21 protein-coding genes and 1 tRNA gene are annotated in these 22,517 nt (G+C 69.4%); 19 read left to right on the top strand and 3 right to left on the bottom strand.

Features of this window, described 5'->3' with window-relative positions; all coding sequences use genetic code 11:
- The first annotated feature begins 5 nt into the window (after positions 1-5).
- From trmB to SOM08_RS08995, 6 genes are all read left to right on the top strand, one after another.
- Complete coding sequence (gene trmB / locus SOM08_RS09020) at positions 6-737, top strand: tRNA (guanosine(46)-N7)-methyltransferase TrmB (protein ID WP_116957657.1); 732 nt, start codon at positions 6-8, stop codon at positions 735-737.
- A 50-nt stretch (positions 738-787) separates the two neighbouring features.
- Positions 788-1,108 (top strand): hypothetical protein, encoded by a 321-nt coding sequence (locus SOM08_RS09015; RefSeq protein WP_322470520.1) that lies wholly within the window; start codon positions 788-790, stop codon positions 1,106-1,108.
- Positions 1,109-1,242: 134 nt separating this feature from the next.
- Positions 1,243-1,485: a hypothetical protein gene (locus SOM08_RS09010; protein ID WP_322470519.1), complete on the top strand. Its 243-nt coding sequence runs from the start codon at positions 1,243-1,245 to the stop codon at positions 1,483-1,485.
- A gap of 75 nt (positions 1,486-1,560) precedes the next feature.
- Positions 1,561-2,319, top strand: coding sequence for a class I SAM-dependent methyltransferase (locus tag SOM08_RS09005; protein ID WP_116957996.1), 759 nt, complete (start codon positions 1,561-1,563; stop codon positions 2,317-2,319).
- Positions 2,320-2,466: 147 nt separating this feature from the next.
- Positions 2,467-3,399, top strand: a complete 933-nt coding sequence (locus tag SOM08_RS09000) for a pseudouridine synthase (RefSeq protein WP_322470518.1) — start codon at positions 2,467-2,469, stop codon at positions 3,397-3,399.
- Between the two features lie 128 nt (positions 3,400-3,527).
- Entirely contained in the window at positions 3,528-4,424 is an 897-nt protein-coding gene (locus SOM08_RS08995) for a hypothetical protein (RefSeq protein WP_322470517.1), read from the top strand.
- Here the strand turns inward: SOM08_RS08995 and alaS are convergent, their stop codons facing one another.
- Entirely contained in the window at positions 4,425-7,058 is a 2,634-nt protein-coding gene (alaS, locus tag SOM08_RS08990) for an alanine--tRNA ligase (RefSeq protein WP_116957654.1), read from the bottom strand.
- 248 nt (positions 7,059-7,306) lie between these two features.
- Between alaS and SOM08_RS08985 the strand changes: the two genes are divergently transcribed.
- From SOM08_RS08985 to SOM08_RS08970, 4 genes are all read left to right on the top strand, one after another.
- Positions 7,307-8,785 carry an NAD-dependent succinate-semialdehyde dehydrogenase gene (locus SOM08_RS08985; RefSeq protein WP_116957653.1) on the top strand — a complete coding sequence of 493 codons (1,479 nt, stop codon included), beginning with the start codon at positions 7,307-7,309 and terminating at the stop codon, positions 8,783-8,785.
- Between the two features lie 114 nt (positions 8,786-8,899).
- Positions 8,900-10,507, top strand: a complete 1,608-nt coding sequence (locus SOM08_RS08980; RefSeq protein ID WP_322470516.1) for a gamma-glutamyltransferase family protein — start codon at positions 8,900-8,902, stop codon at positions 10,505-10,507.
- Complete coding sequence (locus tag SOM08_RS08975; RefSeq protein ID WP_322470515.1) at positions 10,504-11,823, top strand: Hsp70 family protein; 1,320 nt, start codon at positions 10,504-10,506, stop codon at positions 11,821-11,823. Before SOM08_RS08980 ends, SOM08_RS08975 begins: the two co-directional genes overlap by 4 nt.
- A 121-nt stretch (positions 11,824-11,944) precedes the next feature.
- On the top strand, positions 11,945-12,712 hold the full coding sequence (locus SOM08_RS08970; protein WP_116957650.1) for an alpha/beta fold hydrolase: 768 nt from the start codon (positions 11,945-11,947) through the stop codon (positions 12,710-12,712).
- Between the two features lie 4 nt (positions 12,713-12,716).
- Here the strand turns inward: SOM08_RS08970 and SOM08_RS08965 are convergent, their stop codons facing one another.
- Positions 12,717-13,685, bottom strand: coding sequence for a LysR family transcriptional regulator (locus SOM08_RS08965; RefSeq protein ID WP_116957649.1), 969 nt, complete (start codon positions 13,683-13,685; stop codon positions 12,717-12,719).
- A gap of 97 nt (positions 13,686-13,782) precedes the next feature.
- Between SOM08_RS08965 and SOM08_RS08960 the strand changes: the two genes are divergently transcribed.
- The 8 genes from SOM08_RS08960 (at position 13,783) to SOM08_RS08925 (ending at position 21,447) form a co-directional block, all read left to right on the top strand.
- Entirely contained in the window at positions 13,783-15,102 is a 1,320-nt protein-coding gene (locus SOM08_RS08960) for an aromatic ring-hydroxylating oxygenase subunit alpha (protein WP_245980801.1), read from the top strand.
- A complete protein-coding gene (locus SOM08_RS08955) occupies positions 15,099-15,632 on the top strand; it encodes an aromatic-ring-hydroxylating dioxygenase subunit beta (protein WP_322470514.1) in 534 nt (177 codons plus the stop codon). Before SOM08_RS08960 ends, SOM08_RS08955 begins: the two co-directional genes overlap by 4 nt.
- Before the next feature lie 28 nt (positions 15,633-15,660).
- Positions 15,661-16,644, top strand: a complete 984-nt coding sequence (locus SOM08_RS08950) for a Bug family tripartite tricarboxylate transporter substrate binding protein (RefSeq protein ID WP_116957647.1) — start codon at positions 15,661-15,663, stop codon at positions 16,642-16,644.
- A 9-nt stretch (positions 16,645-16,653) separates the two neighbouring features.
- Positions 16,654-16,977, top strand: coding sequence for an NIPSNAP family protein (locus SOM08_RS08945; protein ID WP_322470513.1), 324 nt, complete (start codon positions 16,654-16,656; stop codon positions 16,975-16,977).
- A gap of 22 nt (positions 16,978-16,999) precedes the next feature.
- Positions 17,000-18,373, top strand: a complete 1,374-nt coding sequence (locus SOM08_RS08940) for an MFS transporter (RefSeq protein WP_322470512.1) — start codon at positions 17,000-17,002, stop codon at positions 18,371-18,373.
- A 22-nt stretch (positions 18,374-18,395) separates the two neighbouring features.
- On the top strand, positions 18,396-19,253 hold the full coding sequence (locus tag SOM08_RS08935) for a sulfurtransferase (protein WP_116957644.1): 858 nt from the start codon (positions 18,396-18,398) through the stop codon (positions 19,251-19,253).
- Positions 19,254-19,280: 27 nt separating this feature from the next.
- A tRNA-Gly gene (locus SOM08_RS08930) sits at positions 19,281-19,354 on the top strand.
- A gap of 239 nt (positions 19,355-19,593) precedes the next feature.
- Complete coding sequence (locus SOM08_RS08925; RefSeq protein WP_127805031.1) at positions 19,594-21,447, top strand: tyrosine-type recombinase/integrase; 1,854 nt, start codon at positions 19,594-19,596, stop codon at positions 21,445-21,447.
- 22 nt (positions 21,448-21,469) lie between these two features.
- Here the strand turns inward: SOM08_RS08925 and SOM08_RS08920 are convergent, their stop codons facing one another.
- The gene (locus SOM08_RS08920; RefSeq protein WP_127805033.1) at positions 21,470-22,096 is read right to left on the bottom strand and encodes a substrate-binding domain-containing protein; all 627 of its coding nucleotides are present in this window, start codon (positions 22,094-22,096) and stop codon (positions 21,470-21,472) included.
- A gap of 104 nt (positions 22,097-22,200) precedes the next feature.
- Between SOM08_RS08920 and SOM08_RS08915 the strand changes: the two genes are divergently transcribed.
- Complete coding sequence (locus SOM08_RS08915; protein ID WP_127805035.1) at positions 22,201-22,506, top strand: helix-turn-helix domain-containing protein; 306 nt, start codon at positions 22,201-22,203, stop codon at positions 22,504-22,506.
- Positions 22,507-22,517: the final 11 nt, after the last annotated feature.

Raw genomic sequence — 22,517 nt, 5'->3', positions numbered from 1 at the left:
CGACCATGACCGACCCCCGCCACGCGCAACCGCGCACTCCCCCCAGCGACGTGCCCTTCCTGCGGCAGGTCAAGAGCTACGTGCTGCGCGCGGGCCGCACCACGGCCGCGCAGGCCAAGGCCTACGAGGTCTACGGCCCGCGCTTCCTGCTGCCCTACACCGCCGACCAGCACCTGGACGCCCGCGCCGCCTTCGGCCGCGAGGCCCCACTGGTGCTGGAGATCGGCTTCGGCATGGGCGGCGCCACGGCCCACATCGCCAGCGTGCGGCCGCAGGACAACTTCCTCTGCTGCGAGGTGCACGAGCCCGGCGTGGGCGCGCTGCTCAAGCTCGCGGGCGACGGCGGGCTGGAGAACATCCGCATCCTGCGCCACGACGCGGTCGAGGTCATGGACCACATGCTGGCCGACGCCAGCCTGGACGGCGTGCACGTGTTCTTCCCCGACCCCTGGCACAAGACCAAACACCACAAGCGCCGCCTCATCCAGGGCCCGTTCGTGAACCGCCTGGCCAACAAGCTCAAGCCCGGCGGCTACCTGCACCTGGCCACCGACTGGCAGCCCTACGCCGAGCAGATGCTGGAGGTGCTGCGCGCCGAGCCCCTGCTGCGCAACAGCGTGGGCGACGACGCCGGTGGCTACGCCCCCAAGCCCGACTACCGCCCGCTCACCAAGTTCGAGAACCGCGGCTTGAAGCTCGGCCACGGCGTGTGGGACCTGGTCTGGCGCCGGGTCTGAGCGCGAGAGGCCCATCCGGCCCATCCGGCGGTCGGCCATTGAATCGGCCATTGAACGGGCGCACGCTGCCCCCCCTGCTGGAGCAGGCCTGCCACCTGCCATGCACGCCCGGCGAGCGGCTCCAGCGGTTCGACGCCATCTTCAATCCACTGCCGGCGCGCAACGAGGCCAGCGGCTCGCTGCACGCGCTTGTGCCTGCAGGCCATCCTGACGCTGATCGACCCGCTGGAGCGCTGGGATCTCTGCACGGCGGCCCTGCGCAGGGGCGAAGCGCCGTCCGCCTGGACGACAGCCGCGCCGAGTCCGCCGTGCAAGGCTTCTTCGATCGGTGGAAGAAGGGCCAGCGCCTCCAGGGGGCCGCCAAGCTTTAGGGAAGCGCTGCGCCACACCCGCCGCACAGGCCCATTTGCTTCATGCGGCAATGCCTCGCGTCACGCGGGCGGGCCAGGGTGGGTGCAGACCCTCCCGAGTCAGACAGGATGCCTGCCTATCCAGCGGAACCTGCGTGTTTTCAATGGAAAGCGGTATCGGGAATCCGGGGCGTGAAATTTCCCTGCGCGATGGAACGCTTTGCAGCGCTGTTGCGGATGAATGCTTTGAACCCGTCCCCATTGGCCGTGGCGGCTTTGTCGCGCCGAGACCCGCCGGATTTCGCGTTGTGGTGCATGGCAAGCGGCTGGCCCGCCCAATTTCCGAAGATATTTCCATGGCATACTGGCGAGAATTCGCCGGAATGGGCGGCCTTTAGTGTGAAGCCTCGCATCAATGCAATGCGCAGGAATCTGCGCGGGGCCCATTACCAGCCATGCCCCCGACAGACGAAATGCACAACCGATATGGAAAACTGGCCTCTTGGGTTTACAACCTGGACAAACCGGTCGGCCGTTCCTTTGGGGACATAGAGTACTATCGACAGCGCCTGCAGAATGGCCCGGCCGGACCCATTCTTGAGCCCGCTGTCGGCAACGGCCGCATTTTTGTGCCGATGCTTGAAGCTGGTTTCCAAATGGAGGGCTTCGATGCGTCCAATGAGATGCTTGATTATTGCCGGCGTGAGTGCCAGGCCCGAAATCTCTCCGCCGGCTTGACGCAACAGACATTCGAAGAATTCTCTTACGAGAAGAGCTTTGCTGCCATCATCGTTCCAGCCGGGTCGTTTCAGCTGGTCACGGATGTGGCCTCGGCTGGCGCCTTATTGAAGCGGTTCCATGATCAATTGTCGCCCAATGGGAGGGTGATCATCGACCTCGATGCCATCGGCGGATTTCTTGGGCCTTCCGGTTCCGTTCGCCATTGGGTGACGGAAGACGGCGACCTGCTGACACTGACGGACCATCGACTCGAAACCAACCACATCTCGCAGACGACCCTTTCCAGTCTCCGCTATGAGCATTGGCACAGTGGACGCCTAATGGCGACCGAGCTCGATTTGTTCGAATTGCGCTGGTGGGGTGTCCATGAATTCTCGCTCGCGTTGCGAGAGGCCGGTTTCACTGATGTGGTGGTGTCAGGCAACTACCAGCACGGCAAAGCGCCGCAGAAGGACGACGCAATCATCAGCTTTGAAGCGCGGCGCCCATAGGATGCGCGCAGCGCAGTCGGTCGGCCCCGTGCTGTTCGGGCCCGGCCACGACCCCGCGGGTGCGCCACGCCAGCCCGCCGCCCGTGCCCGACACGCCCGACCGGCGCCTGCGGTACAAAGCGGCCCTCTCGCCCGTCTGACACCCGCATGGCGCACCGCCCCAAGAACCCCCTGATCCCCACGCGCGAGGGCGTGTCGCCCAGTTGCGTGGCCATTCCCTTCGCCAAGCCGGCGCCCTGGGCCTCGGTGCTGCAGTTCCTGAGCGAGCGCCTGCCGGTGATCGCCCCCGGCGAATGGGCGCGGCGCCTGGCGCGCGGCGAGGTGCTCGACGACCATGGCCAGGCCCTGGCGCCCGAGGCCCCCTGCGAGCCCGGCGCCCGGCTCTACTACTGGCGCCACATCAAGGACGAAGCGGAGATTCCCTTCGAGCCCCAGATCCTGTTCCAGGACGGGCACCTGCTGGTGGCCGACAAGCCGCACTTCATGCCCGTCACGCCCAGCGGGCGCTATGTGCGGCACAGCCTGATGGTGCGGCTCAAGCAGCGCACGGGGCTGGACACGCTCAACCCCATCCACCGCATCGACCGAGAAACCGCCGGCCTGGTGGTGTTCAACCTCCGGCCGCAGGACCGCAACGCCTACCACGCGCTGTTCCGCGAGCGCGCGGTCGACAAGACCTACGAGGCCATCGCGCCGCACGACCCCGCGCTCGCGCTGCCGCTCACCCGCCGCAGCCGCATCGAGGAAGACGTGGAGGCCTTCTTCCGCATGGTGGAGGCCGAGGGCGAGCCCAACAGCGAGACGCGCGTCGAGCGGCTGGAGGTGCGCGGCGCCTGGGCGCGCTACGGCCTGGCACCACGCACGGGCAAGCGCCACCAGCTGCGCGTGCACCTCGACGCCCTGGGCCTGCCCATCGCGGGGGACCAGTTCTACCCACGCGTGCGGCGCGGCCCCGACGAGGCCGAGGATTTCACCGACCCCTTGCGGCTGCTGGCGCGCGCCATCGCGTTCACCGACCCGGTGACGGGCCAGGCCCGGCGCTTCGAGAGCGCGCGCACGCTGGACTGGCCCTTGCACTGACCGGCGGTCGCCCACAGGCGCAGGCGATCCGCTGGCGGGGAACGCCAGGTCAAGAAAACCTCGAAGCTGCCGACGAGAGAGGGTGGGACACCGCCCTCGCTGTACCCGCTGTCGCGCTTTCGCCTTACATGCCCCGCACTTCCATCGATACGCCCGCCGCCGTCGTGCAGGCGCTCAACCACGACGGCGCCGTGCTGCCCCCGCGCAGTTCCTGCGACGTGTTCTCCCAGACCCAGGCCAAGGTGCAGTGCATGGTCTGCATCGCGCCGGCCATGAAGCGCACCGTGCCCCACGTGGTGGTGGTGCTGATGGGCGCCGACCGCCACGACCAGCGCGAGGCCGCCACCGTGCTGCAGCGCCTGCTGGGCGAGGGCTCGGCCACGCCGGTCGACCTGCGCGTGCTGCAGTCCGGCGGCGTCACCCTCATGCTGGCCCCCTGGGCCGCGCGCGAGCTCGTGCGCGGCGTCGCCGATTCGGTGGCCAAGAGCTGGCACCCGCAGCGCATCACGGTGGACGGCTCGCGCCTGGACGGCGACGGCGTGGTCGTGGTGCCCGGCCCGGGCTCGCAGGGCGACATGGCGGTGGAAATCCGCCAGGCGCTGGAGTCCTTCGTGGCCGACACCGGTTCGCTGTGGGAACACGCCCGCCGCCTGCTCTCCAGCAAGACCGAGCCCAAGCGCTGGACGCTGCCGCTGGGCTGCAGCGTGATCGAACGCCACGAGGGCCGCCAGGTCTGCTGGGACATCGGCTTCGAGGACATGCGCAAGCTGGAGCGCGCGGTCGCCCTGGTCGACGCGCGCCTGGCCATGGGCCGCGACCACCTGCTGCGCCCCTGGGCCGCCGCCGAGGACGACGCGGTGGAAACCCGCCTGCCCTCGATCTCGCTGATGGCCCTCGCGCCCTCGCGCGAAGCGCGCGCGCAACTGGCGCGCCTGCTGCGCAACGTGCTGTTTCAGATCGGCCGGCTGGGCTTCGTGGCCTCGCGCCCGGCGGACATGGCGGACACCTCGGGCCAGCCGGGCTGATCAGACCCGCTCGGCCACCCAGCCCTGCACCGAAGCCAGGGCCTTCGCCAGCCCGCTCGGGTCGGTGCCGCCGGCCATGGCCATGTCGGGCTTGCCGCCGCCCTTGCCGCCCACCTGCTGGGCGACGAAGTTCACCAGCTCGCCGGCCTTCACCTTGCCCACGCTGTCGGCCGTGACGCCGGCGGCCAGCTGCACCTTGCCGCCGTCCACCGCCGCCAGCACGATGGCCGCGCTCTTGAGCTTGTCCTTGAGCTTGTCCATCGTGTCGCGCAAGGTCTTGGCGTCGGCGCCGTCGAGCGTGGCGGCCAGCACCTTGAGGCCCTTCACGTCCACCGCGCGGCCCAGCAGCTCGTCGCCCTGGCTGGACGCCAGCTTGCCCTTGAGCGCGGCGATTTCCTTCTCCAGCGCCTTGATCTGCTCCAGCGTCTGGCCCACGCGTGCGGTGAGCTCGGACGCCGGCGCCTTCAGCGCGCCCGCGGCCTGGGCCACGGTGCTTTCCAGCGACTGCAGGTAGGCCAGCGCGTTCTCGCCCGTGACGGCCTCGATGCGGCGCACGCCGGCGGCCACGCCGCCCTCGCCCACCACCTTGAACAGGCCGATGTCGCCGGTGCGCGTCACGTGCGTGCCGCCGCACAGTTCGCGGCTGCTGCCGATGTCGAGCACGCGCACGGTGTCGCCGTACTTCTCGCCGAACAGCATCATGGCGCCGGTCTTCTGGGCCGACTCGATGTCCATCAGGCGCGCCTGCGTGGCCGCGTTGGCCAGGATCTCGGCGTTCACCAGGGCCTCGATGCGGCGGACCTGTTCGTCGCTGAGCGGCGCGTTGTGCGCGAAGTCGAAGCGCGTGCGCTCGGCGTTCACCAGCGAGCCCTTCTGCTGCACGTGATCGCCCAGCACCTCGCGCAGGGCCTTGTGCATCAGGTGGGTGGCGCTGTGGTTGCGCACGGTGGCGGCGCGCTGGGCGGTGTTCACCTGCGCGTTCACCGCATCACCGACGTTGAGCGTGCCCTGTTCCACCGTGCCGTGGTGGCCGTACACGTCGGCCTTGATCTTCTGCGTGTCGGCCACCGCGAAGCGCGCCGAGCCGGCGCTGATCAGGCCTTCGTCGCCCACCTGGCCGCCGCTCTCGGCGTAGAAGGGCGTGCTGTCGAGCACCACCACCCCGCTCTGCCCGCTCTTGAGCGCGGCCACGGGGGTGCCGTCGAGGTACAGCGCGACGATCTTGCCCGGGGCCTCGAGCCGCTCGTAGCCCACGAACTGGTTGCCCGCCCCGCCGTACTCCAGCGCCTTGTCCATCTTGAACTTGCCGGCCGCTCGGGCCTGCGCCTTCTGGCGCTCCATGGCGGCCTGGAAGCCGGCCTCGTCCACGGCCACGCCGCGCTCGCGGCAGACGTCGTTGGTCAGGTCCAGCGGGAAGCCGTAGGTGTCGTGCAGCTTGAAGGCCACGTCGCCGGGCAGCACCGTCTGGCCGCCCGCGAGCGCGGCGTCCAGGATCTCCATGCCATTGGCCAGCGTTTCATAGAAGCGCTCCTCCTCGGCCTTGAGCACCTCGACGATGCGCGACTCCTGACGGGCCAGGTTGGGATAGGCCGCGCCCATCAGCCGCACCAGCACCGGCACCAGCTTGTGGAAGAAGGGCGTCTTCTGGCCCAGCTTGTAGCCGTGGCGGATGGCGCGGCGCACGATGCGGCGCTGCACATAGCCGCGGCCCTCGTTGCTGGGAATGACGCCGTCGCTCACCAGGAAGGCGGTCGCGCGGATGTGGTCGGCGATGACCTTGAGCGAAGGGTTGGCCAGGTCGCTGGTGTGGGTCTCGCGCGCGGCGGCCTCGATCAGCGCCGCGAAGATGTCGATCTGGTAGTTGCTGTGCACGTGCTGCAGGATGGCGGCCAGGCGCTCCAGGCCCATGCCGGTGTCCACGCAGGGCGCGGGCAGCGGCACCACGCTGCCGTCTTCCTTCATGTCGAACTGCATGAACACGTGGTTCCAGATCTCGATGAAGCGGTCGCCGTCCTCGTCGGGGCTGCCCGGGGGGCCGCCGGGGATGTGCGGGCCGTGGTCGTAGAAGATCTCCGAGCAGGGGCCGCAGGGGCCGGTGTCGGCCATCATCCAGAAGTTGTCGCTCTTGTACTTGCCGCCCTTGTTGTCGCCGATGCGGATCACGCGCTCGGGCGGCAGGCCGATTTCCTTGGTCCAGATGTCGAAGGCCTCGTCGTCTTCGTGGTAGACGGTGGCGAGCAGGCGCTCCTTGGGCAGCTTGTAGACCTCGGTCAGCAGCTCCCAGCCCCACTTCAGGCTCTCGCGCTTGAAGTAGTCGCCAAAGCTCCAGTTGCCCAGCATCTCGAAGAAGGTGTGGTGGCGCGCGGTGTAGCCCACGTTCTCCAGGTCGTTGTGCTTGCCGCCGGCGCGCAGGCAGGCCTGCACGGACGCGGCCCGCACGTAGGGGCGCTTGTCGGTGCCCAGGAACACGTCCTTGAACTGCACCATGCCCGAGTTGGTGAACATGAGCGTGGGGTCGTTGCCCGGCACCAGCGGGCTGGACGGCACCACCGTGTGCCCCTTGGAGGCGAAGAAGTCCAGGAAGCTCTTGCGGATGTCGGCGACGGAGACGGGAGCGGTCGTGGGGGCTGTCATAGGACCTTTGGGGCTGCGGGATGGGAGCGCGCCGGGCACGCGAACCCGCTATTTTCCAACATGCGGGACAGGCGCCACCATCCCGGGGAAAACCACCGCCCCGGGTGGGCGGTCGCCGGCGTTCGCGCACCCCGCCCCACCCCCGGGGCTATGCTCCCACCCCGGATCGGGAGCACAATCGCGCCCTGAATTATTTAACAAGTTAAATTTTCACCTTCCCGCTGCCTCGCGAACCGACGGAGACACCCATGGACATGAAAACCTCCCCCCTGGCCCTGCTGAAAGACCCCAGCCTGCTCAAGACCGACGGCCTCATCAACGGCCAGTGGGTCAAGGGCGGCGCCCGCTTCGACGTGCACGACCCCGCCACCGGCCAGAAGCTGGCCGACGTGGCCAACCTGGGCGCGGCCGACGCCGAGGCCGCCATCGCCGCCGCCGACAAGGCCTGGCCGGCCTGGCGCGCGCGCAGCGCCAAGGAACGCGCCAACCTGCTGCGCAAGTGGTACGACCTGCTGATGGCGAACCAGGAAGACCTGGGCCGCATCCTTACCGCCGAGCAGGGCAAGCCCTTCGCCGAGGGCAAGGGCGAGATCGCCTACGGCGCCAGCTTCGTCGAGTGGTTCGCCGAGGAGGCCAAGCGCGTCAACGGCGAGACCCTGCCCACCTTCGACCCCAACCGCCGCCTGCTGGTGCTCAAGCAGCCCATTGGCGTGTGCGCGGCCATCACGCCCTGGAACTTCCCGCTGGCCATGATCACGCGCAAGGTGGCGCCGGCCCTGGCCGCCGGCTGCCCGGTGGTGATCAAGCCGGCCGAGCTCACGCCGCTGACGGCCCTGGCCGCCGCCGAGTTGGCCGTGCGCGCCGGCATCCCGGCCGGCGTGCTCAACGTCATCACCGCCGACTCGCAGCAGAGCATCGCCGTGGGCAAGGCCCTGTGCGCCAGCGACACGGTGCGCCACCTGAGCTTCACCGGCTCCACCGAAGTCGGCCGCATCCTCATGGCGCAGTGCGCGCCCACGGTGAAGAAGCTGGCGCTGGAGCTGGGCGGCAACGCCCCCTTCATCGTCTTCGACGACGCCGACATCGACTCCGCCGTGGAAGGCGCGCTGGCCAGCAAGTACCGCAACGCCGGGCAGACCTGCGTCTGCGCCAACCGCTTCTACGTGCAGGCCGGCGTGTACGACGAGTTCGTGAAGAAGTTCGCCGCCAAGGTCCAGGCCTTCAAGGTGGGCAACGGTTTTGAAGACGGCGTGGTGCAGGGCCCGCTGATCGAGGACGCGGCGGTGGACAAGGTGCAGCGCCACGTGGACGACGCCGTGGCCAAGGGCGGCACGGTGGTGGCCGGCGGCAAAAAGCTGCAGGGCCAGTTCTTCGAGCCCACGGTGGTGGCCGGCGCCAAGGCCGACATGCTGTGCGCGCGCGAGGAGACCTTCGGCCCCTTCGCGCCGGTCTTCAAGTTCGAGACCGAGCAGGAGGCCATCGACGCCGCGAACAACACCGAGTTCGGCCTGGCCAGCTACTTCTACAGCCGCGACGTGGGGCGCATCTTCCGCGTGAGCGAGGCGCTGGAGTACGGCATGGTGGGCATCAACGTGGGCATCCTGGCCACCGAGCACGTGCCCTTCGGCGGCGTCAAGCAGTCCGGCCTGGGCCGCGAGGGCTCGCACCACGGCATGGACGACTACGTCGAGATCAAGTACCTGTGCCTGGGGGATGTTCTGAAGTGATCCCCCCGCGCCGGCCTGCGGCCGTCCCCCCCCAGGGGGCGGCCGCTGCGGCCCGGCAAAGCCGGCTCCGCGCGGCCCCCGGCTGAGGGGCGTGCTCTCCACCGCCTCTTCGTCATGCAATTTCACTGGAACAACCCCTACCCCGTCTCACGCGCGCCGCTGATGGCGCGCAACGCGGTGGCCACCACCCAGCCGCTGGCCGCGATGGCCGGGCTGCGCATGCTGCTCAAGGGCGGCAACGCGATCGACGCGGCCATCGCCACCGCCGCCGCATTGACGGTGGTGGAGCCCTGCTCCAACGGCCTGGGCAGCGACAACTTCGCCATCGTCTGGGACGGCGAGCGCCTGCACGGCATGAATGCCTCGGGCGTGGCGCCCATGGGCTGGAGCAAGGCCTACTTCGATCAGAAGCACGGTGGCCAGATGCCCCTGCGCGGCTTCGACGCCGTCACCGTGCCGGGCGCCGTGAGCGGCTGGGCGGCGCTGTCCGAACGCTTCGGCGCCCTGCCTTTCGCCGATCTGATGGAGCCCGCCATCGAACTCGCCGAGCGCGGCCACGCAGTGGCGCCGGTGATCGCGAAGAAGTGGGCGCAGGCCGTGCCCCTGCTGCACGACAAGCCCGGCTTCGCCCAGGCCTTCCTGCCGCGCGGGCGCGCGCCGCAGGCGGGCGAGCGCTTCGCCTTCCCCGATGCCGCCCGCGCGCTGCGCGCCATCGCCCAGACGCGCGGCGAGGCCTTCTACCGCGGCGAGATCGCCGCCGCCATCGAGGCCTTCGCCCGCGAGCACGGCGCCCAGCTGCGCGCCAGCGACCTCGCCGCCCAACAGGCGCAATGGGTGCAGCCCATCGAGATCGGCTTCGCCGGCCACACGGTGCACGAGCTGCCGCCCAACGGCCAGGGCATCGCCGCGCTGATGGCGCTGGGCATGCTGGAGCAACTGGACATCGGCCGCTTCGGGGTCGACAGCATCGAAGGCCAGCACCTGCAGATCGAGGCCATGAAGCTGGCCTTCGCCGACACCTACCGCTGGGTGGCCGACGAGCGCTACATGACCGAGGTCACCGCGGCCGACCTGCTGGACCCCGCCTACTTGCGCGAGCGCGCCCAGCGCATCGACCCCCAACGCGCCATCGACCCCGGGCCCGGCGAGCCGCCGCGCGGCGGCACGGTGTACCTCACCACCGCCGACGCGCAGGGCCGCATGGTCAGCCTGATCCAGTCCAACTACCTGGGCTTCGGCAGCGGTGTGGTGGTGCCCGGCTGGGGCGTGAGCCTGCAGAACCGCGGCCACGGCTTCACGCTGCAGGACGGCCACCCCAACCAGGTGGCGCCGGGCAAGCGGCCCTTCCACACCATCATTCCAGGCTTTCTCACGCGCGGCGGCCAGCCGGTGATGGGCTTCGGCGTGATGGGCGCCAACATGCAGCCGCAGGGCCATGTGCAAACGCTGGTGCGCATGCTGGTGCACGGCCAGCAGCCGCAGGCCGCCAGCGACGCGCCGCGCTGGAAGTGGGGCAAGGGCCTGGACGTGGACTTCGAGTCCACCATGGACCTCGCGCTGCGCGAGGGCCTCAAGGCCCTGGGCCACCGCTTCGAGCCCACCGCCGACAGCTACCTCGACTTCGGCAGCGGCCAGTTCATCGCCCGCCTGAGCGACGACCTGGAGGACGGCTACGTGGCCGCCAGCGACTCGCGGCGCGACGGGCAAGCGGTGGGGTTTTGAGCGCCCCGGCGGCGCGAGCCCCCGCCCGCGCCCCCTGCTGCGCCATCGACTTCGGCACCTCCAACTCGGCCATCGCGCTGCCAGCGCCCGGCGGCGGCGTCGAACTGGTCGAGGTCGAGCCCGGCCGGCGCACCATGCCCACCGCGGTCTTCTACCAGGTGGAGGGGCTGGCGGCCCACGAGGAGCCGCAGCGCGCGTACGGCCGCGAGGCCCTCGCCGCCTACATGGAGGGGCATGAGGGGCGGCTCATGCGCTCGATGAAGAGCATCCTCGGCTCCAGCCTGGCCGAGCAGAGCACCGAGGTGGGCGCCGGCCGCTCGGTGCGCTACCTCGACGTGGTCTCGGGCTACCTGCGGCACCTGAAGTCGCTGGCCGAGCAACAGGCCGGCGCGCCGCTGGAGCGCGCGGTGCTGGGCCGGCCGGTCTATTTCGTCGACGGCGATCCGGTGCGCGACGCCCAGGCGCAGCAGGCGCTGGAAGACGCGGCGCGCGCCGTCGGCCTGCGCGAGCTGAGCTTCCAGTACGAGCCGATCGCCGCCGCGCTCGACTACGAGCAGACCGTGCAGCGCGAGCAGCTGGTGCTGGTCGCCGACATCGGGGGCGGCACCTCGGACTTCTCGCTCGTGCGCGTCGGGCCCGAACGCCGCCAGCGACTGGAGCGCCAGGGCGACATCCTGGCCAACCACGGCGTGCACGTCGCCGGCACCGACTTCGACCGCCACATCGAGCTGGCCAGCATCCTGCCCCTGTGCGGCTACAAGGGCCTGGGCCCGCAGCGCCCCGGCGAGACGCCGCGCGAGGTGCCCAGCCGCGTGTACTTCGACCTCGCCACCTGGCACCTCATCAACACGGTCTACAGCCCCCGGCGCATGGCCGAACTGCGCCGCATGGGCGGCTTCTACGGCGACCCCACGCAGTACCGGCGGCTGATGACCGTGCTGGAGCAGCGCCTGGGCCACGCCCTCGTCGGCCAGGCCGAAGCGGCCAAGATCGCCGTCGCCGAGGGCGGCGCCACCCGCATCGACCTGGCCCGGCTGGAACCCGGCCTGCACGCCACGCTCGACGGCGCCCAGGCGGTGCAGGCGCTGGACGCGCAGTTGCAGCGCATCGTGGCGGCGGCCGACGAAACGCTGCGGGCGGGCGGCGTGCGCGCCGACGCGGTGGACGCCGTGTACTTCACCGGCGGCTCCACCGGCTTCAGGCCCCTGACCGAGCGCATTGCCGCCCGCCTGCCGGCGGCGCTCGCCTGGCATGGGGACCGCGACGCCAGCGTGGCCCGGGGGCTGGGCGTGCAGGCGCTGCGGCTGTTCGCGTAGGCGGCCTCGGCGGCCTCGGCGGGCTTGCCCGGCGCGATACCGCGTATCGCTGCGAGCGATGCGCCAGCGCCATCCCCGCCCGTAGACTGCCCGGCGTTCCCTCAACGCCACGGCAGACCCCATGAACATCACCCAGGACGGACAAGGACCTCTGGTGGTCCTGAGCCACGCACTCGCCCTCGACCGCCACATGTGGGACGCGCTCACCGCCCTGCTCGCCCCGCGCTGCACCGTGGTCCGCTACGACCACCGTGGCCATGGACGGGGCCCCTCGCCCGAGGCGCCCTACACCATCGACGACCTGGCGGACGACGCCGCCGCCGTGATCCGCTCGGTCTCATCGCGACCCGTGGTGTTCGCCGGCCTGTCGCTCGGTGGCATGGTCGGTCAGGCGCTGGCCGCGCGGCACCCTTCGCTGCTGCGGGGCCTGGCGGTCATCAACGCCGCGCCGCACTACGCCGACCGCGCGCTGTGGGACACGCGCATCCAGGCCGTGCGCACCAGCGGCATGCCCGCCGTGGCCGAGGCCTCGCTCGACCGCTGGCTCACGCCGGGCTTTCGCCAGAGCCCGGCCGGCCAGGCCGTGGCCGAGCGCCTGCGCCAGACCTTGCTTGGCACCGATTCGCTGGGCTACGTGCGCGCCTGCGAGGCCATCGCGGCCATGGACCTGCGCCCGGGCAACCGACGCATCCACACGCCCACGCTGGTCGTCGCGGGCCGGCACGACCTCGCCACGCCGCTGGCGCAGTCGCAGGCCATCGCCGCCGACATCGCGGGCGCGCGCATCGTCGAGGTCGACGCTGCGCACATCAGCGCCGCTGAATGCCCGGCCGAGCTGGCCCGCGCGCTCGACGACTGGATGCGCACGCTGCCCGCCGAGGCCGCCTGAGCCCTCAGCCGCGCGGTGCGTTGGCCGCGCGGCCGTTGCGGTCGTAGGCGCGCGCCTGCAGGCGCGGGAACTCGCGGATCAGCGCCTGGCGCAGCCACTGGTTGGCCGGGTCGGTGTGCGCGCTGCGGTGCCAGTACAGGTTGGCCTGGAACGTCGGCGGCCGAAAGGGCAGCCGCACCTGCTTGATGCGCGGGTGGTCGATGATGAAATCGGCCAGCGCCTGCGGCACCACGGCCACCGCATCGCTCTCCGCCACGATGACGGGCACGCTCATGAAGTGCGGCGTGCGCAGCACCACGTCGCGCTGCAGCTGGCGCCGCTGCAGGAAGCGGTCGAACACCTCCTGGCTGCGGCCGGTGGCCTCCACCACCACGTGCGGCAGGCGCGCGAACTGCTCCGGCGTCATGCGCTCGCCCAACTCGGGGTGGCGCGCGGCCGCGAGACAGGCGAACGAGTGCAACGCGATGCGCCGGTGCATGAAGGCCGAGCCCTTGATGTCGGGGTAGAAGCCGGCCGCCATGTCCACCTCGCCCGCCGCCATCGCCTCCTCCAGGTCGCGCGGCGACATGAACACCGAGCGCAGGCTCATGCGCGAGGCGTTTTCCTTCAAGGCCCGCAGCGCGATCGGCAGGTAGATGCCCTCGGCGATGTCGGTGAGCGCGATGCGGAACTCGCGCGTGGAAGTGGTGGGGTCGAACACCGGCGGCTTGAGCACCTCGGCGTCCACCGCGCGCATGATGCCGCGCACCGAATCGGCCAGGCTGCGCGCCCGGCTGGTGGGTTCCATGCCGCTGGCGCCGCGCAGGAACAGCGGGTCACCGAGCTGCTTGCGCAGGCGCGCCAGCGCGGTGCTCAGGCCCGGTTGGCTCATGTTCAGCGCCTGGGCGGCGCCGCCCACGCTCTTGGCGTCGTACACCGCGAGAAACACCCGCAGCAGGTTGAGGTCGAAACGGGGGGCTGCGTCTTGTCCCATCTGCAATCCAGATACTGTTGATCGCCTTCATCTTATCGACTTATGAATGGCGCGTCCCTAGCATCCGCACACCTTCTTCATCCCGCCCCCACGAGACATGGACACCACCTCCTGCGAACTGCACGACGCCGATGCGTGCGCTGGCGCCGCGAGCCAGCGCGCGGCCGAGGCCCCCGTGGCCCCGCCCGTGAGCCTGCGCTGGCCCGCCGGCGGCGCCACGCGCGTGCCCTACCGCGTCTTCTCCGACCCCGCCATCTACCAGATGGAGCAGGAGAAGATCTTCCGCGGCCCGATCTGGCATTACCTCTGCCTCGCGGTGGAGGTGAAGAACCCCGGCGACATCCGCACCACCTGGATCGGCGACACGCCCATCATCGTCACGCGCGACGAAAACGGCGAGCTGCACGGCATGGTCAACCGCTGCGCGCACAAGGGCGCCCTGGTCTGCCTCAAGGACCACGACAACAAGAAGTCGCTGACCTGCGTGTACCACGCCTGGAACTACCGGCTCGACGGCCGCCTGCGCGGCGTGGCCTTCCAAAAGGGCGTCAAGGGCAAGGGCGGCATGCCCGAGGACTTCGATGTGTCCAAGCACCGCCTGCAGCCGATCCGCGTGTCGGTGATGGCGGGCATCGTCTTCGGCACCTTCCAGGACGAGACGCCGCCGCTGGAGGAATTCCTGGGCGATCGCATCACCGCCTTCCTCAAGCGCAACATGGACCACCCCCTGAAGATCCTCGGCACGCACAGCCAGATGATCCACAACAACTGGAAGCTGTACGCCGAGAACGTGCGCGACTCCTACCACGCCACGCTGCTGCACACCTTCTACACCACCTTCAAGGTGAACCGGCTCGACATGGACGGCGGCATCATCCTGTCCGAGAAGAAGTGGCACCACATCAGCTACAGCAAGCGCGCCACGCTGGACACCGCCGCCGAGTACCAGAGCGCCGAGGTGCATTCGGCCAAGTACAGCTCCGAGCTCGACGGCCCGCAGCTGCTGCAGGCCTGGGACGGCTTCGACGACCAGATCACGCACAGCATCCAGACCATCTTTCCCACATTGGTGAGCCAGCTCACGCTGAACTCGCTGGCGGTGCGCTTCGTGGTGCCGCGCGGCGTGGACAAGACCGAGCTGTTCTGGATCTTCCTGGGCTACGAGACCGACACGCCCGAGCAGGAAAAGATGCGCGTCATGCAGGCCAACCTCACCGGCGCCGCGGGCCTGGTGGCGCTGGAGGACGGCTGCATCAACTCCTTCGTGCAGCGCGGCACGCGCGGCTCCGACGACAAGGCCTCGTTCATCGAGATGGGCGGCAGGCTCGCCGAATCGAACGAGTCTTCGCGCGCCACCGAAGCGGCCGTGCGCGGCTTCTGGCACGGCTACCAGACCATCATGGGATTCCACGAATGAGCGCCGCCGTTCTCTCCCCCACCCCCACGCCCACCCCGGCACAGGCCGCGGCGCCAAGCCTTTCCCCGGCGGCGCGCGAGGCCATCGCCGACCTGCTGGAGCGCTACGGCCACGCGCTCGACGACGACCGCGTCGAGGAATGGAGCGGCTTTTTCGAGCCGGACGGCGTCTACCAGGTGACCACGCGCGAGAACCTGCGGGCCGGCCGTCCCATCGGCATCGTGCTGTGCGAGGGTCGCGGCATGCTGGACGACCGCGTCAAGGCGCTGCGCATCGCCAATATCTTCGAGAGCCACACCCACCGCCATGTGATGGGCCGGCCCCTCATCGAACCCCGGGCCGACGGATGCTGCGAGGCGCGCACGTCCTTCGTGATCTACCGGACCATGTACACCGGCGAGACCGAGGTCTTCGCGACGGGTCGCTACGACGACGTGCTCAAGCCGGGACCTCAGGGATGGCGAATCGCGCAAAGACGCGTCGTGCTGGATTCGCGGATGGTCGACACCTTGATGGTCTATCCGCTCTGACCCCCCACCCCTTCGGAGACAAAAGCCCATGACACCCAAGATCCCGCGCCGCCTGGCGGCGCTGGCGCTGCTCGGCGCCGGCCTCGCGCTCTGCAGCCCCTTCGCCCTGGCCAGCGATCCCTGGCCGAACAAGGCCATCCGCATCGTCGTGCCCTACGCGCCGGGCGGCATCGGCGACATCGTCGCGCGCATGATCCAGCCCGTCCTGCAGGACGAACTCAAGCAGCCGGTGATCATCGAGAACAAGCCGGGCGCCGCCGGCAGCCTGGGCACCGAGTTCGTGGCCAAGGCCCCGCCCGATGGCTACACGCTGCTGCTCGCGCTGGCCGCGCCGCAGACCCTGAACCAGTACATCTTCAAGGTCGGCTACGACGGTGTGAAGGACTTCGCCCCCATCACGCTCATCAACACCAACCCGCTGGTGCTGATGGTCAACCCCTCGCTGCCAGTGACCAACCTCAAGGAGTTCATCGCCTACGCCAAGGCCAACCCGGGCAAGCTCAACTTCGGCGGGGCCGGTGGGCTCACGCAGTTCGCGGGCGAAATCCTGAAGCACCAGGTGGGCATCAACATGGTCCACGTGCCCTACCGCGGCGGTGCGCCCGCCGTGGCGGCGGCCGCGGCCGGCGACGTGCACCTGAGCTTCGCCAACTACTCCGACGCCTTGACCTGGATGCAATCGGGCAAGCTGCGCGCCATCGCGCTGACCACCGCGCGCCGCTACCCGCAGACACCCGACATCCCCACCATCGCCGAATCGGGCGTGCCCGGCTTCGACGTCACCGGCTGGAGCGGCCTGTTCGCCCCGGCCGGCACGCCACCCGCCATCGTCGAGCGCATCGCCAACGTGCTGCGCCCGGCCCTGCAGACGCCGGCCATGCGCAAGCGCATGGAAACCGTGGGCGCCGAGCCCGGCGGCAACTCGCCCGCCGAGTTCGCCAAGCAGGTGGCGAACGACGCGCGCAAGTGGTCGGAGTTCGTCAAGACCAGCGGCATCCAGGTCACCCAGTAAGCTCTGCCCATGATCCACGAACTCAAACGCTACGAGGCCGCGCCCGGCCAGGGCCCCGCCCTGCGCGAGCGCTTCGCCCGGCTCACCATGCCCCTGTTCCAGCGCCACGGCATCACCCTGCTGCACTGCTGGGAGCCCGAGGGCGAGCCCGACACCTTCCTCTACCTGGTGGCCTTCGCCGACGCGGCCGCCAGCGAGGCCGCCTGGAAGGCCTTCGGCGCCGACCCCGACTGGAAGGCAGGCAAGGCCGCCAGCGAAGCCAACGGCCCGCTGCTGGCGCGCCAGACCACCACGGTGCTGCGCCCCAGCGCCTTCTCGCCCGGCGCCCGCTGAGCCGCCCGGCCTCCCGCTGCCCATGAACGCGCGCCTGCTGCCCCTCACCGTGGGGCTGGCCTTCTTCATGGAGCAGCTGGACTCGACCATCATCGCGCCGGCCATACCCGACATCGCGGCGAGCCTGGGCGTGGACCCGCTGAGCCTGAACCTCACGATGACCGTCTACCTGCTCTGCAGCGTGGTCTTCATCCCCACCGGCGACTGGCTGGCCTCGCGCTTCGGCACGCGCACCGTGTTCCAGGCCGCGCTGGCGGTGTTCGCGCTCAGCTCGCTGATGTGCGCGCTGGCCACCAGCCTGCCCCTGCTGGTGGCGGCGCGCGCCCTGCAGGGCGCCTCGGCCGCGCTGATGGTGCCGGTGGGCCGCACCTCGATCGTGCACGTCACGCCCAAGCCGCAACTGGTGAACGCGCTGGCCTGGATGATCACGCTGGCCATGGCCGGCCCCATGCTCGGCCCGCCCCTGGGGGGCCTGCTCACCACCTGGCTGTCGTGGCACTGGGTGTTCCTCATCAACGTGCCCATTGCGCTGCTGTGCCTGCTGGGCTCGCTGCGCGCCTTCCCGCAGATCCGGCAGGCGGCCGACGGCCGCTTCGACCCGCTGTCCTGGTTGCTGCTCGGCGGCGCGCTGGCCATCGCCATCGTCGTGCTCGAAGGCTTGCGCGAAGGGCGCTGGAGCGGGGCCTTGTGGCTGGTGCCGATGGCCGCGCTCGGCCTGGCCTACGGCTGGCGCCACCGCCGCGCGCAGCTGCCCATGCTCGACTTCTCGCTGCTGCGCGTGCCCACCTTCGCGGCCTCGTTCTGGTCGGGCTCGCTGCTGCGCGTGGGCTACGGCGCCCTGCCCTTCCTGCTGCCGCTCATGCTGCAGCTGGGCCTGGGCTACACGCCAGTGCAAAGCGGCCTGGTGCTGCTGGCCGCCGGCCTGATCGCCATGCTCACCAAGACCCAGACCACGCCCATGCTGCGCCGCTGGGGCTTTCGCCGCGTGATGCTGGCCAACGGCAGCCTGTGCGTGGCCGGCCTGCTGGTGTGCGCGCTGTTCCGCGAATCCTGGGGCCTGGGCGCCATCGCGCTGGCCGTGTCCATCGCGGGCTTCTTCCGCGCGGTGCAGTTCAACGCGGTGGCGGCCATCGCCTACGCCGAACTGCCGCCGGCGCGCATCGGCGCGGCCACCACGCTCAACACCATGGTCTGGCAGCTCGCCATCATGGTCGGCATCGCGCTGTCTTCGGTGGTGGTGTCGCTGGCCGCGCGCGGCGCCGGCCGGGCCGAGGCCGCGCCGGTCGACTACGGCATCGCCTTCCTCATGCTTGCCCTCATCGGCGCCCTGGCCACGCCCGCCTGCCTGCGACTGCCGCCCGACGCGGGCAGCCAGCTCAGCGGCCACAAGGCCTGACCCTCCCTCTCTGCCTTTCGACATGAACCACACCACCCTGATCAGCGCCGACGACCTGGCCACCGCCCTGCGCTCGCCGAACCCGCCCACCGTGCTCGACTGCAGCAGCGACACCAGCGACCCCGAGATCGGGCGCCGCGCCTACGAGGCGGGCCACGTCCCGGGCGCCCACCACGTGCACATGGGGCGCACGCTGTCCGGCCAGCGCACCGGCGACAACGGCCGCAACCCCCTGCCCGAGCCCTTGGTATTCCTGCAGGCCATGAGCGCGCTGGGCATCGGCACCGACACGCAAGTGGTGGCCTACGACAACAGCGGCGGCGTGTACGCCTCGCGCCTGTGGTGGATGCTGCGCTGGATCGGCCATGGCGCGGTGGCCGTGCTCGACGGCGGCCTGGGCGCCTGGAAGGCCGCGGGCCAGCCGGTGACGGCCGATCTGCCGCCACGCCCCACGCCCGCGGCGCTGAAGGCCCGCCCCTCGCTGGCCACGACGGCGGACCACGGGCAACTGCGCGCCAACATCGACACGCCGCGCTGGCTGGTGCTGGACGCGCGCGCGCCCGACCGCTTCCGCGGCGAGAACGAAACGCTGGATCCCCTGGGTGGCCACATCCCCGGCGCGCGCAACCGCCTGTTCCGCGACAACCTGCAGGCCGACGGCCGCTTCAAACCGGCGGCCACGCTGCGCGCCGAGTTCGAGGCCGTGCTGGACGGCCGCCCGCCCGAGGCCGTGGTGAATCAGTGCGGCTCTGGCGTGAGCGCCTGCCACAACCTGCTGGCCATGGAGGTCGCGGGCCTGGGCGGCTCGATGCTCTACCCGGGCTCCTGGAGCGAGTGGTGCAGCCGCCCCGGCGCCCCCATCGCCACCGGAGCGGACTGAGCGCAGGGCGCTAGAATCCGCCCCCACGCGGGTGTAGTTCAATGGCAGAACGGCAGCTTCCCAAGCTTCATACGAGGGTTCGATTCCCTTCACCCGCTCCACTGCATCTTTCTGCGGAGGTCCGCTGAAATCCAAGGGAGTCTGCAAGTCGTTGTCACGCAACGGTTTTCTCTCTCTTTGATGTTCTGCTGTCATCCACGGAAATCCGCCTGAAGCCAGGACTTTTATGTCCATGATTGTGTCCATTTTTGCGGGCACGACCGCTTCCGGATTGTTTGTAGAGGCGCGCAGGTGATGTGACCAGCATCGAGTTCCTGACTCACGTTCAGGAGCTAGAAGCATGGCACTTTCCGACCTGGCCGTTCGACGCGCCAAAGCCACCGGCAAGGACTACACCCTCCCCGACACGTTGGGCCTCTCCCTCGCTGTTGCAGCGACGGGAGGCAAGACCTGGCACTTCCGCTACTACTGGCTCAAGGAGCCCAAGCGGATGTCGTTCGGCACCTATCCCGAGGTATCGCTGCTCGAAGCCCGCGCGCTGCGCGACGAGGCGCGCGCCTTGGTGGCCAAGAGCATCAACCCCCGTGTTCACCGCAAGCAGAAGCGCGCCGCGGTCAAGCTCGCCGGCGAGCACACCTTCGAGGTCATCTACAGGAAGTGGTTTGCCCATCGTGCGCTCAGCCTCAAGAAGGGCCGGCAGACCACGCACTCCATCCTCCCGCGCGTCTTCGACAAGGATGTACTGCCCTACCTGGGCAAGCGCTCGATCTACGAGATCAAGCGCTCCGACCTCTTGGACGTGATCGCCAAGATCGAGAAGCGCAAGGCGCTCTCCGTCGCCGAGAAGGTCAGGACGTGGTTGAACCACTTGTTTCGCTACGCGCTGGTGATCGTGCCGGGGCTGGAGCAAAACCCGGCGTCCGACCTCGATGTGGTCGCCGTGCCGTTGCCGCCGGTGAACCACAACCCGTTCCTGCGCATGGAGGATCTGCCGAAACTGTTGCAGCGGCTGCGCAAGTACCGCGGCAGGCTGCGCACCCAGCTTGGATTGCGGCTGCTGTGCCTGACCGGCGTGCGCACGGGCGAGTTGCGGCTGGCGACGCCCGATCAGTTCGACCTCGACAAGGGGTTGTGGATCATCCCGCCCGACGTCGTGAAACAGTTGCAGGTGGACATGCGCAGGAAGCGCCAGCGGCCGCAGGACATTCCACCGTACATCGTGCCGCTGTCGGTGCAGGCCATCGAGATCGTCCGGCACATGCTGGAGGAGTTCAAGCCGGCCCAGCGCTATCTGCTCCGGCACGACAACGACCTGAAGAAGCGCATGAGCGAGAACACCCTCAACGGTGCGCTCAAGCGCATGGGCTACCGTGACCTGCTGACCGGGCACGGCATCCGGGCCACGATGTCCACCGCGCTCAACGAGTTCGGCTATCCGAAAGCCTGGGTGGACGCGCAACTCTCCCACGTCGATCCCAACAAGGTCAGCAGCACGTACAACCACGCCGAGTACGTGGAGCAGCGCCGCCGCATGATGCAGGATTGGGCCGACCGCCTCGACCTCTTTGAGCAGAACATGGTCGAAGCGGCGAGCATGCCGCTCACCATTCACCTGGAAGGCGTGCCCGCCATCGGGGGCGATCCCGCTGACAGCGCACCGCCCAGGGCGGCGACGACGCCGATCCTGCTCGTGACCAAGCCTGGCGATGCGATGCCGCTGGTGTCAGCTGCGGCGCAGCGGCTGCCGGCGGTCACGGCGCCGCGCTCGGTGATGGAGCAGCCACTGTCCGACGTTCAACGCAAGCGGATGGAACTCGTCGATGTTTTCGAGTCGCCGCACAACCTTCCGGTCGTCGAGTTCGCCAAGATGGCGGGCAAGTCGCGCCGGTGGATCAGCTACGAGATCAAGGCGGGCAACCTGCTGGCACTGAACCTGGGAAACCGCGGCCAGCGGGTGCCGGACTGGCACCTCGACCCGCTCAAACACGAGCTGGTCCAGTCCGTCATGAAGCTGAGCCGGGGCGCGGACCCTTGGCAGATTTACCACGCGCTGCTGCAGCCGCGTGCGATGCTGCGCGGCCGCTCGGCCCTGGAGGGCGCCACCGCCAACAATCTCGACAAGATCATCATGGCCGTGGTCACGAGCGTGAAGGCAAGCGAGTGGGATCAGGAGAAGGTGGTGGGGTTCGCATAGCAGCCTTGCGCTGCGCCCCTCATCAGGACACGGAACGGGCGCGGCGCGCGAATCGCTCCTGGGGCTCGGTCAAGGACGTGCAGGGACGCAGCAGATAGGCCATCACGATGGCCGGTGAGCCGGCCAGCGGCCGCGCGGCGATGCCTCGGCACAGGTAGCTGGCCAGCCTTGCGGCAGGCGCAAAGGCAATGCCGTAGCCCGCTGCAACGAGCGTCATGGCCATGTCGAAGGTGCTGACCACCTGCTCGCGGCCCTGCAGCTCGTCCTCGAACAGGCGCTGCGCCACCGCGCGCCACGGCTCGTCGGCCGTTGACTGCGCGCAGATCAACGGCTGCTTGAGCAGTTCTTGGCGAGGCACTTCACGGTAGGACAGCAGGTGCGAGCGCTTGGCGACGGCGACCGCCAGCGTGTCATGCCACAACGGTTCGCACACCCAGCCCGGCCACTCCCAGGCGGCTGTGGACAGGGCTAGGTCAAAGTTATCGTGCGGCAGTTCCTGCGCCTGCGCCGTGGCACTGCATCCGATCAAAGCAGTGGCGGTTTCTGGCTCTTCGGCGCGCTGTAACGCCAGCAAGTCGGCAAGCGGTGAAGGCACCCACTCGCCGAGCACAGCCACCCGGATTTCAGTGGAGGCATCGCTCGATTTCACGTCCAGTTCCCCCAGGCAGTGAACTCGCGACGACCGATGAAGTCGCTTCTCGTGAGTTAAGTTTAACGTGGTTTATATCGTGTCAATCCTCGACGCTTTTGGCAATGCAAAAGCGTTCGATTCAGAGAGGCCGGCCCACCGGCACAACAACCTACGAAGCGGAACCAGCCATCGCGTTTGGGGCCTCCGTGCGCGAAGAAAGAACCAGTCAAGGCATCGCCCAGGAAACGCTGGCCCATCTGTCAGGAATCGAGCGTTCGCACATGGGAAAGATCGAGCGTGGAGAGCATGTCCCCACGCTCCCCCTCATTCTCAAAATCGCCCGTGCGCTGAAATGCAGTTCTGCCCACTTGATGGCGCTGACTGAAGCCAAGCTGGCAGAGACGGCTACGCCCAAGTCCGCGGACTGAAGCCGGCCCGC

The organism is Hydrogenophaga sp. SNF1, assembly GCF_034421675.1.
Lineage (GTDB): Bacteria > Pseudomonadota > Gammaproteobacteria > Burkholderiales > Burkholderiaceae_C > Hydrogenophaga > Hydrogenophaga borbori.
Note: the sequence above shows the minus strand (reverse complement) of the source record. Positions and strands in the feature narration are given on the sequence as shown.

What these genes read in the sequence shown, in the direction of transcription:
- trmB (WP_116957657.1), top strand. Translation starts at nt 6, where the DNA reads ATGACCGACCCCCGCCACGCGCAACCGCGCACTCCCCCCAGCGACGTG.
- SOM08_RS09005 (WP_116957996.1), top strand. Translation starts at nt 1,561, where the DNA reads ATGCACAACCGATATGGAAAACTGGCCTCTTGGGTTTACAACCTGGAC.
- SOM08_RS09000 (WP_322470518.1), top strand. Translation starts at nt 2,467, where the DNA reads ATGGCGCACCGCCCCAAGAACCCCCTGATCCCCACGCGCGAGGGCGTG.
- SOM08_RS08995 (WP_322470517.1), top strand. Translation starts at nt 3,528, where the DNA reads ATGCCCCGCACTTCCATCGATACGCCCGCCGCCGTCGTGCAGGCGCTC.
- alaS (WP_116957654.1), bottom strand. Translation starts at nt 7,058, where the DNA reads ATGACAGCCCCCACGACCGCTCCCGTCTCCGTCGCCGACATCCGCAAG.
- SOM08_RS08985 (WP_116957653.1), top strand. Translation starts at nt 7,307, where the DNA reads ATGGACATGAAAACCTCCCCCCTGGCCCTGCTGAAAGACCCCAGCCTG.
- SOM08_RS08980 (WP_322470516.1), top strand. Translation starts at nt 8,900, where the DNA reads ATGCAATTTCACTGGAACAACCCCTACCCCGTCTCACGCGCGCCGCTG.
- SOM08_RS08970 (WP_116957650.1), top strand. Translation starts at nt 11,945, where the DNA reads ATGAACATCACCCAGGACGGACAAGGACCTCTGGTGGTCCTGAGCCAC.
- SOM08_RS08965 (WP_116957649.1), bottom strand. Translation starts at nt 13,685, where the DNA reads ATGGGACAAGACGCAGCCCCCCGTTTCGACCTCAACCTGCTGCGGGTG.
- SOM08_RS08960 (WP_245980801.1), top strand. Translation starts at nt 13,783, where the DNA reads ATGGACACCACCTCCTGCGAACTGCACGACGCCGATGCGTGCGCTGGC.
- SOM08_RS08955 (WP_322470514.1), top strand. Translation starts at nt 15,099, where the DNA reads ATGAGCGCCGCCGTTCTCTCCCCCACCCCCACGCCCACCCCGGCACAG.
- SOM08_RS08950 (WP_116957647.1), top strand. Translation starts at nt 15,661, where the DNA reads ATGACACCCAAGATCCCGCGCCGCCTGGCGGCGCTGGCGCTGCTCGGC.
- SOM08_RS08945 (WP_322470513.1), top strand. Translation starts at nt 16,654, where the DNA reads ATGATCCACGAACTCAAACGCTACGAGGCCGCGCCCGGCCAGGGCCCC.
- SOM08_RS08940 (WP_322470512.1), top strand. Translation starts at nt 17,000, where the DNA reads ATGAACGCGCGCCTGCTGCCCCTCACCGTGGGGCTGGCCTTCTTCATG.
- SOM08_RS08935 (WP_116957644.1), top strand. Translation starts at nt 18,396, where the DNA reads ATGAACCACACCACCCTGATCAGCGCCGACGACCTGGCCACCGCCCTG.
- SOM08_RS08925 (WP_127805031.1), top strand. Translation starts at nt 19,594, where the DNA reads ATGGCACTTTCCGACCTGGCCGTTCGACGCGCCAAAGCCACCGGCAAG.
- SOM08_RS08915 (WP_127805035.1), top strand. Translation starts at nt 22,201, where the DNA reads ATGCAAAAGCGTTCGATTCAGAGAGGCCGGCCCACCGGCACAACAACC.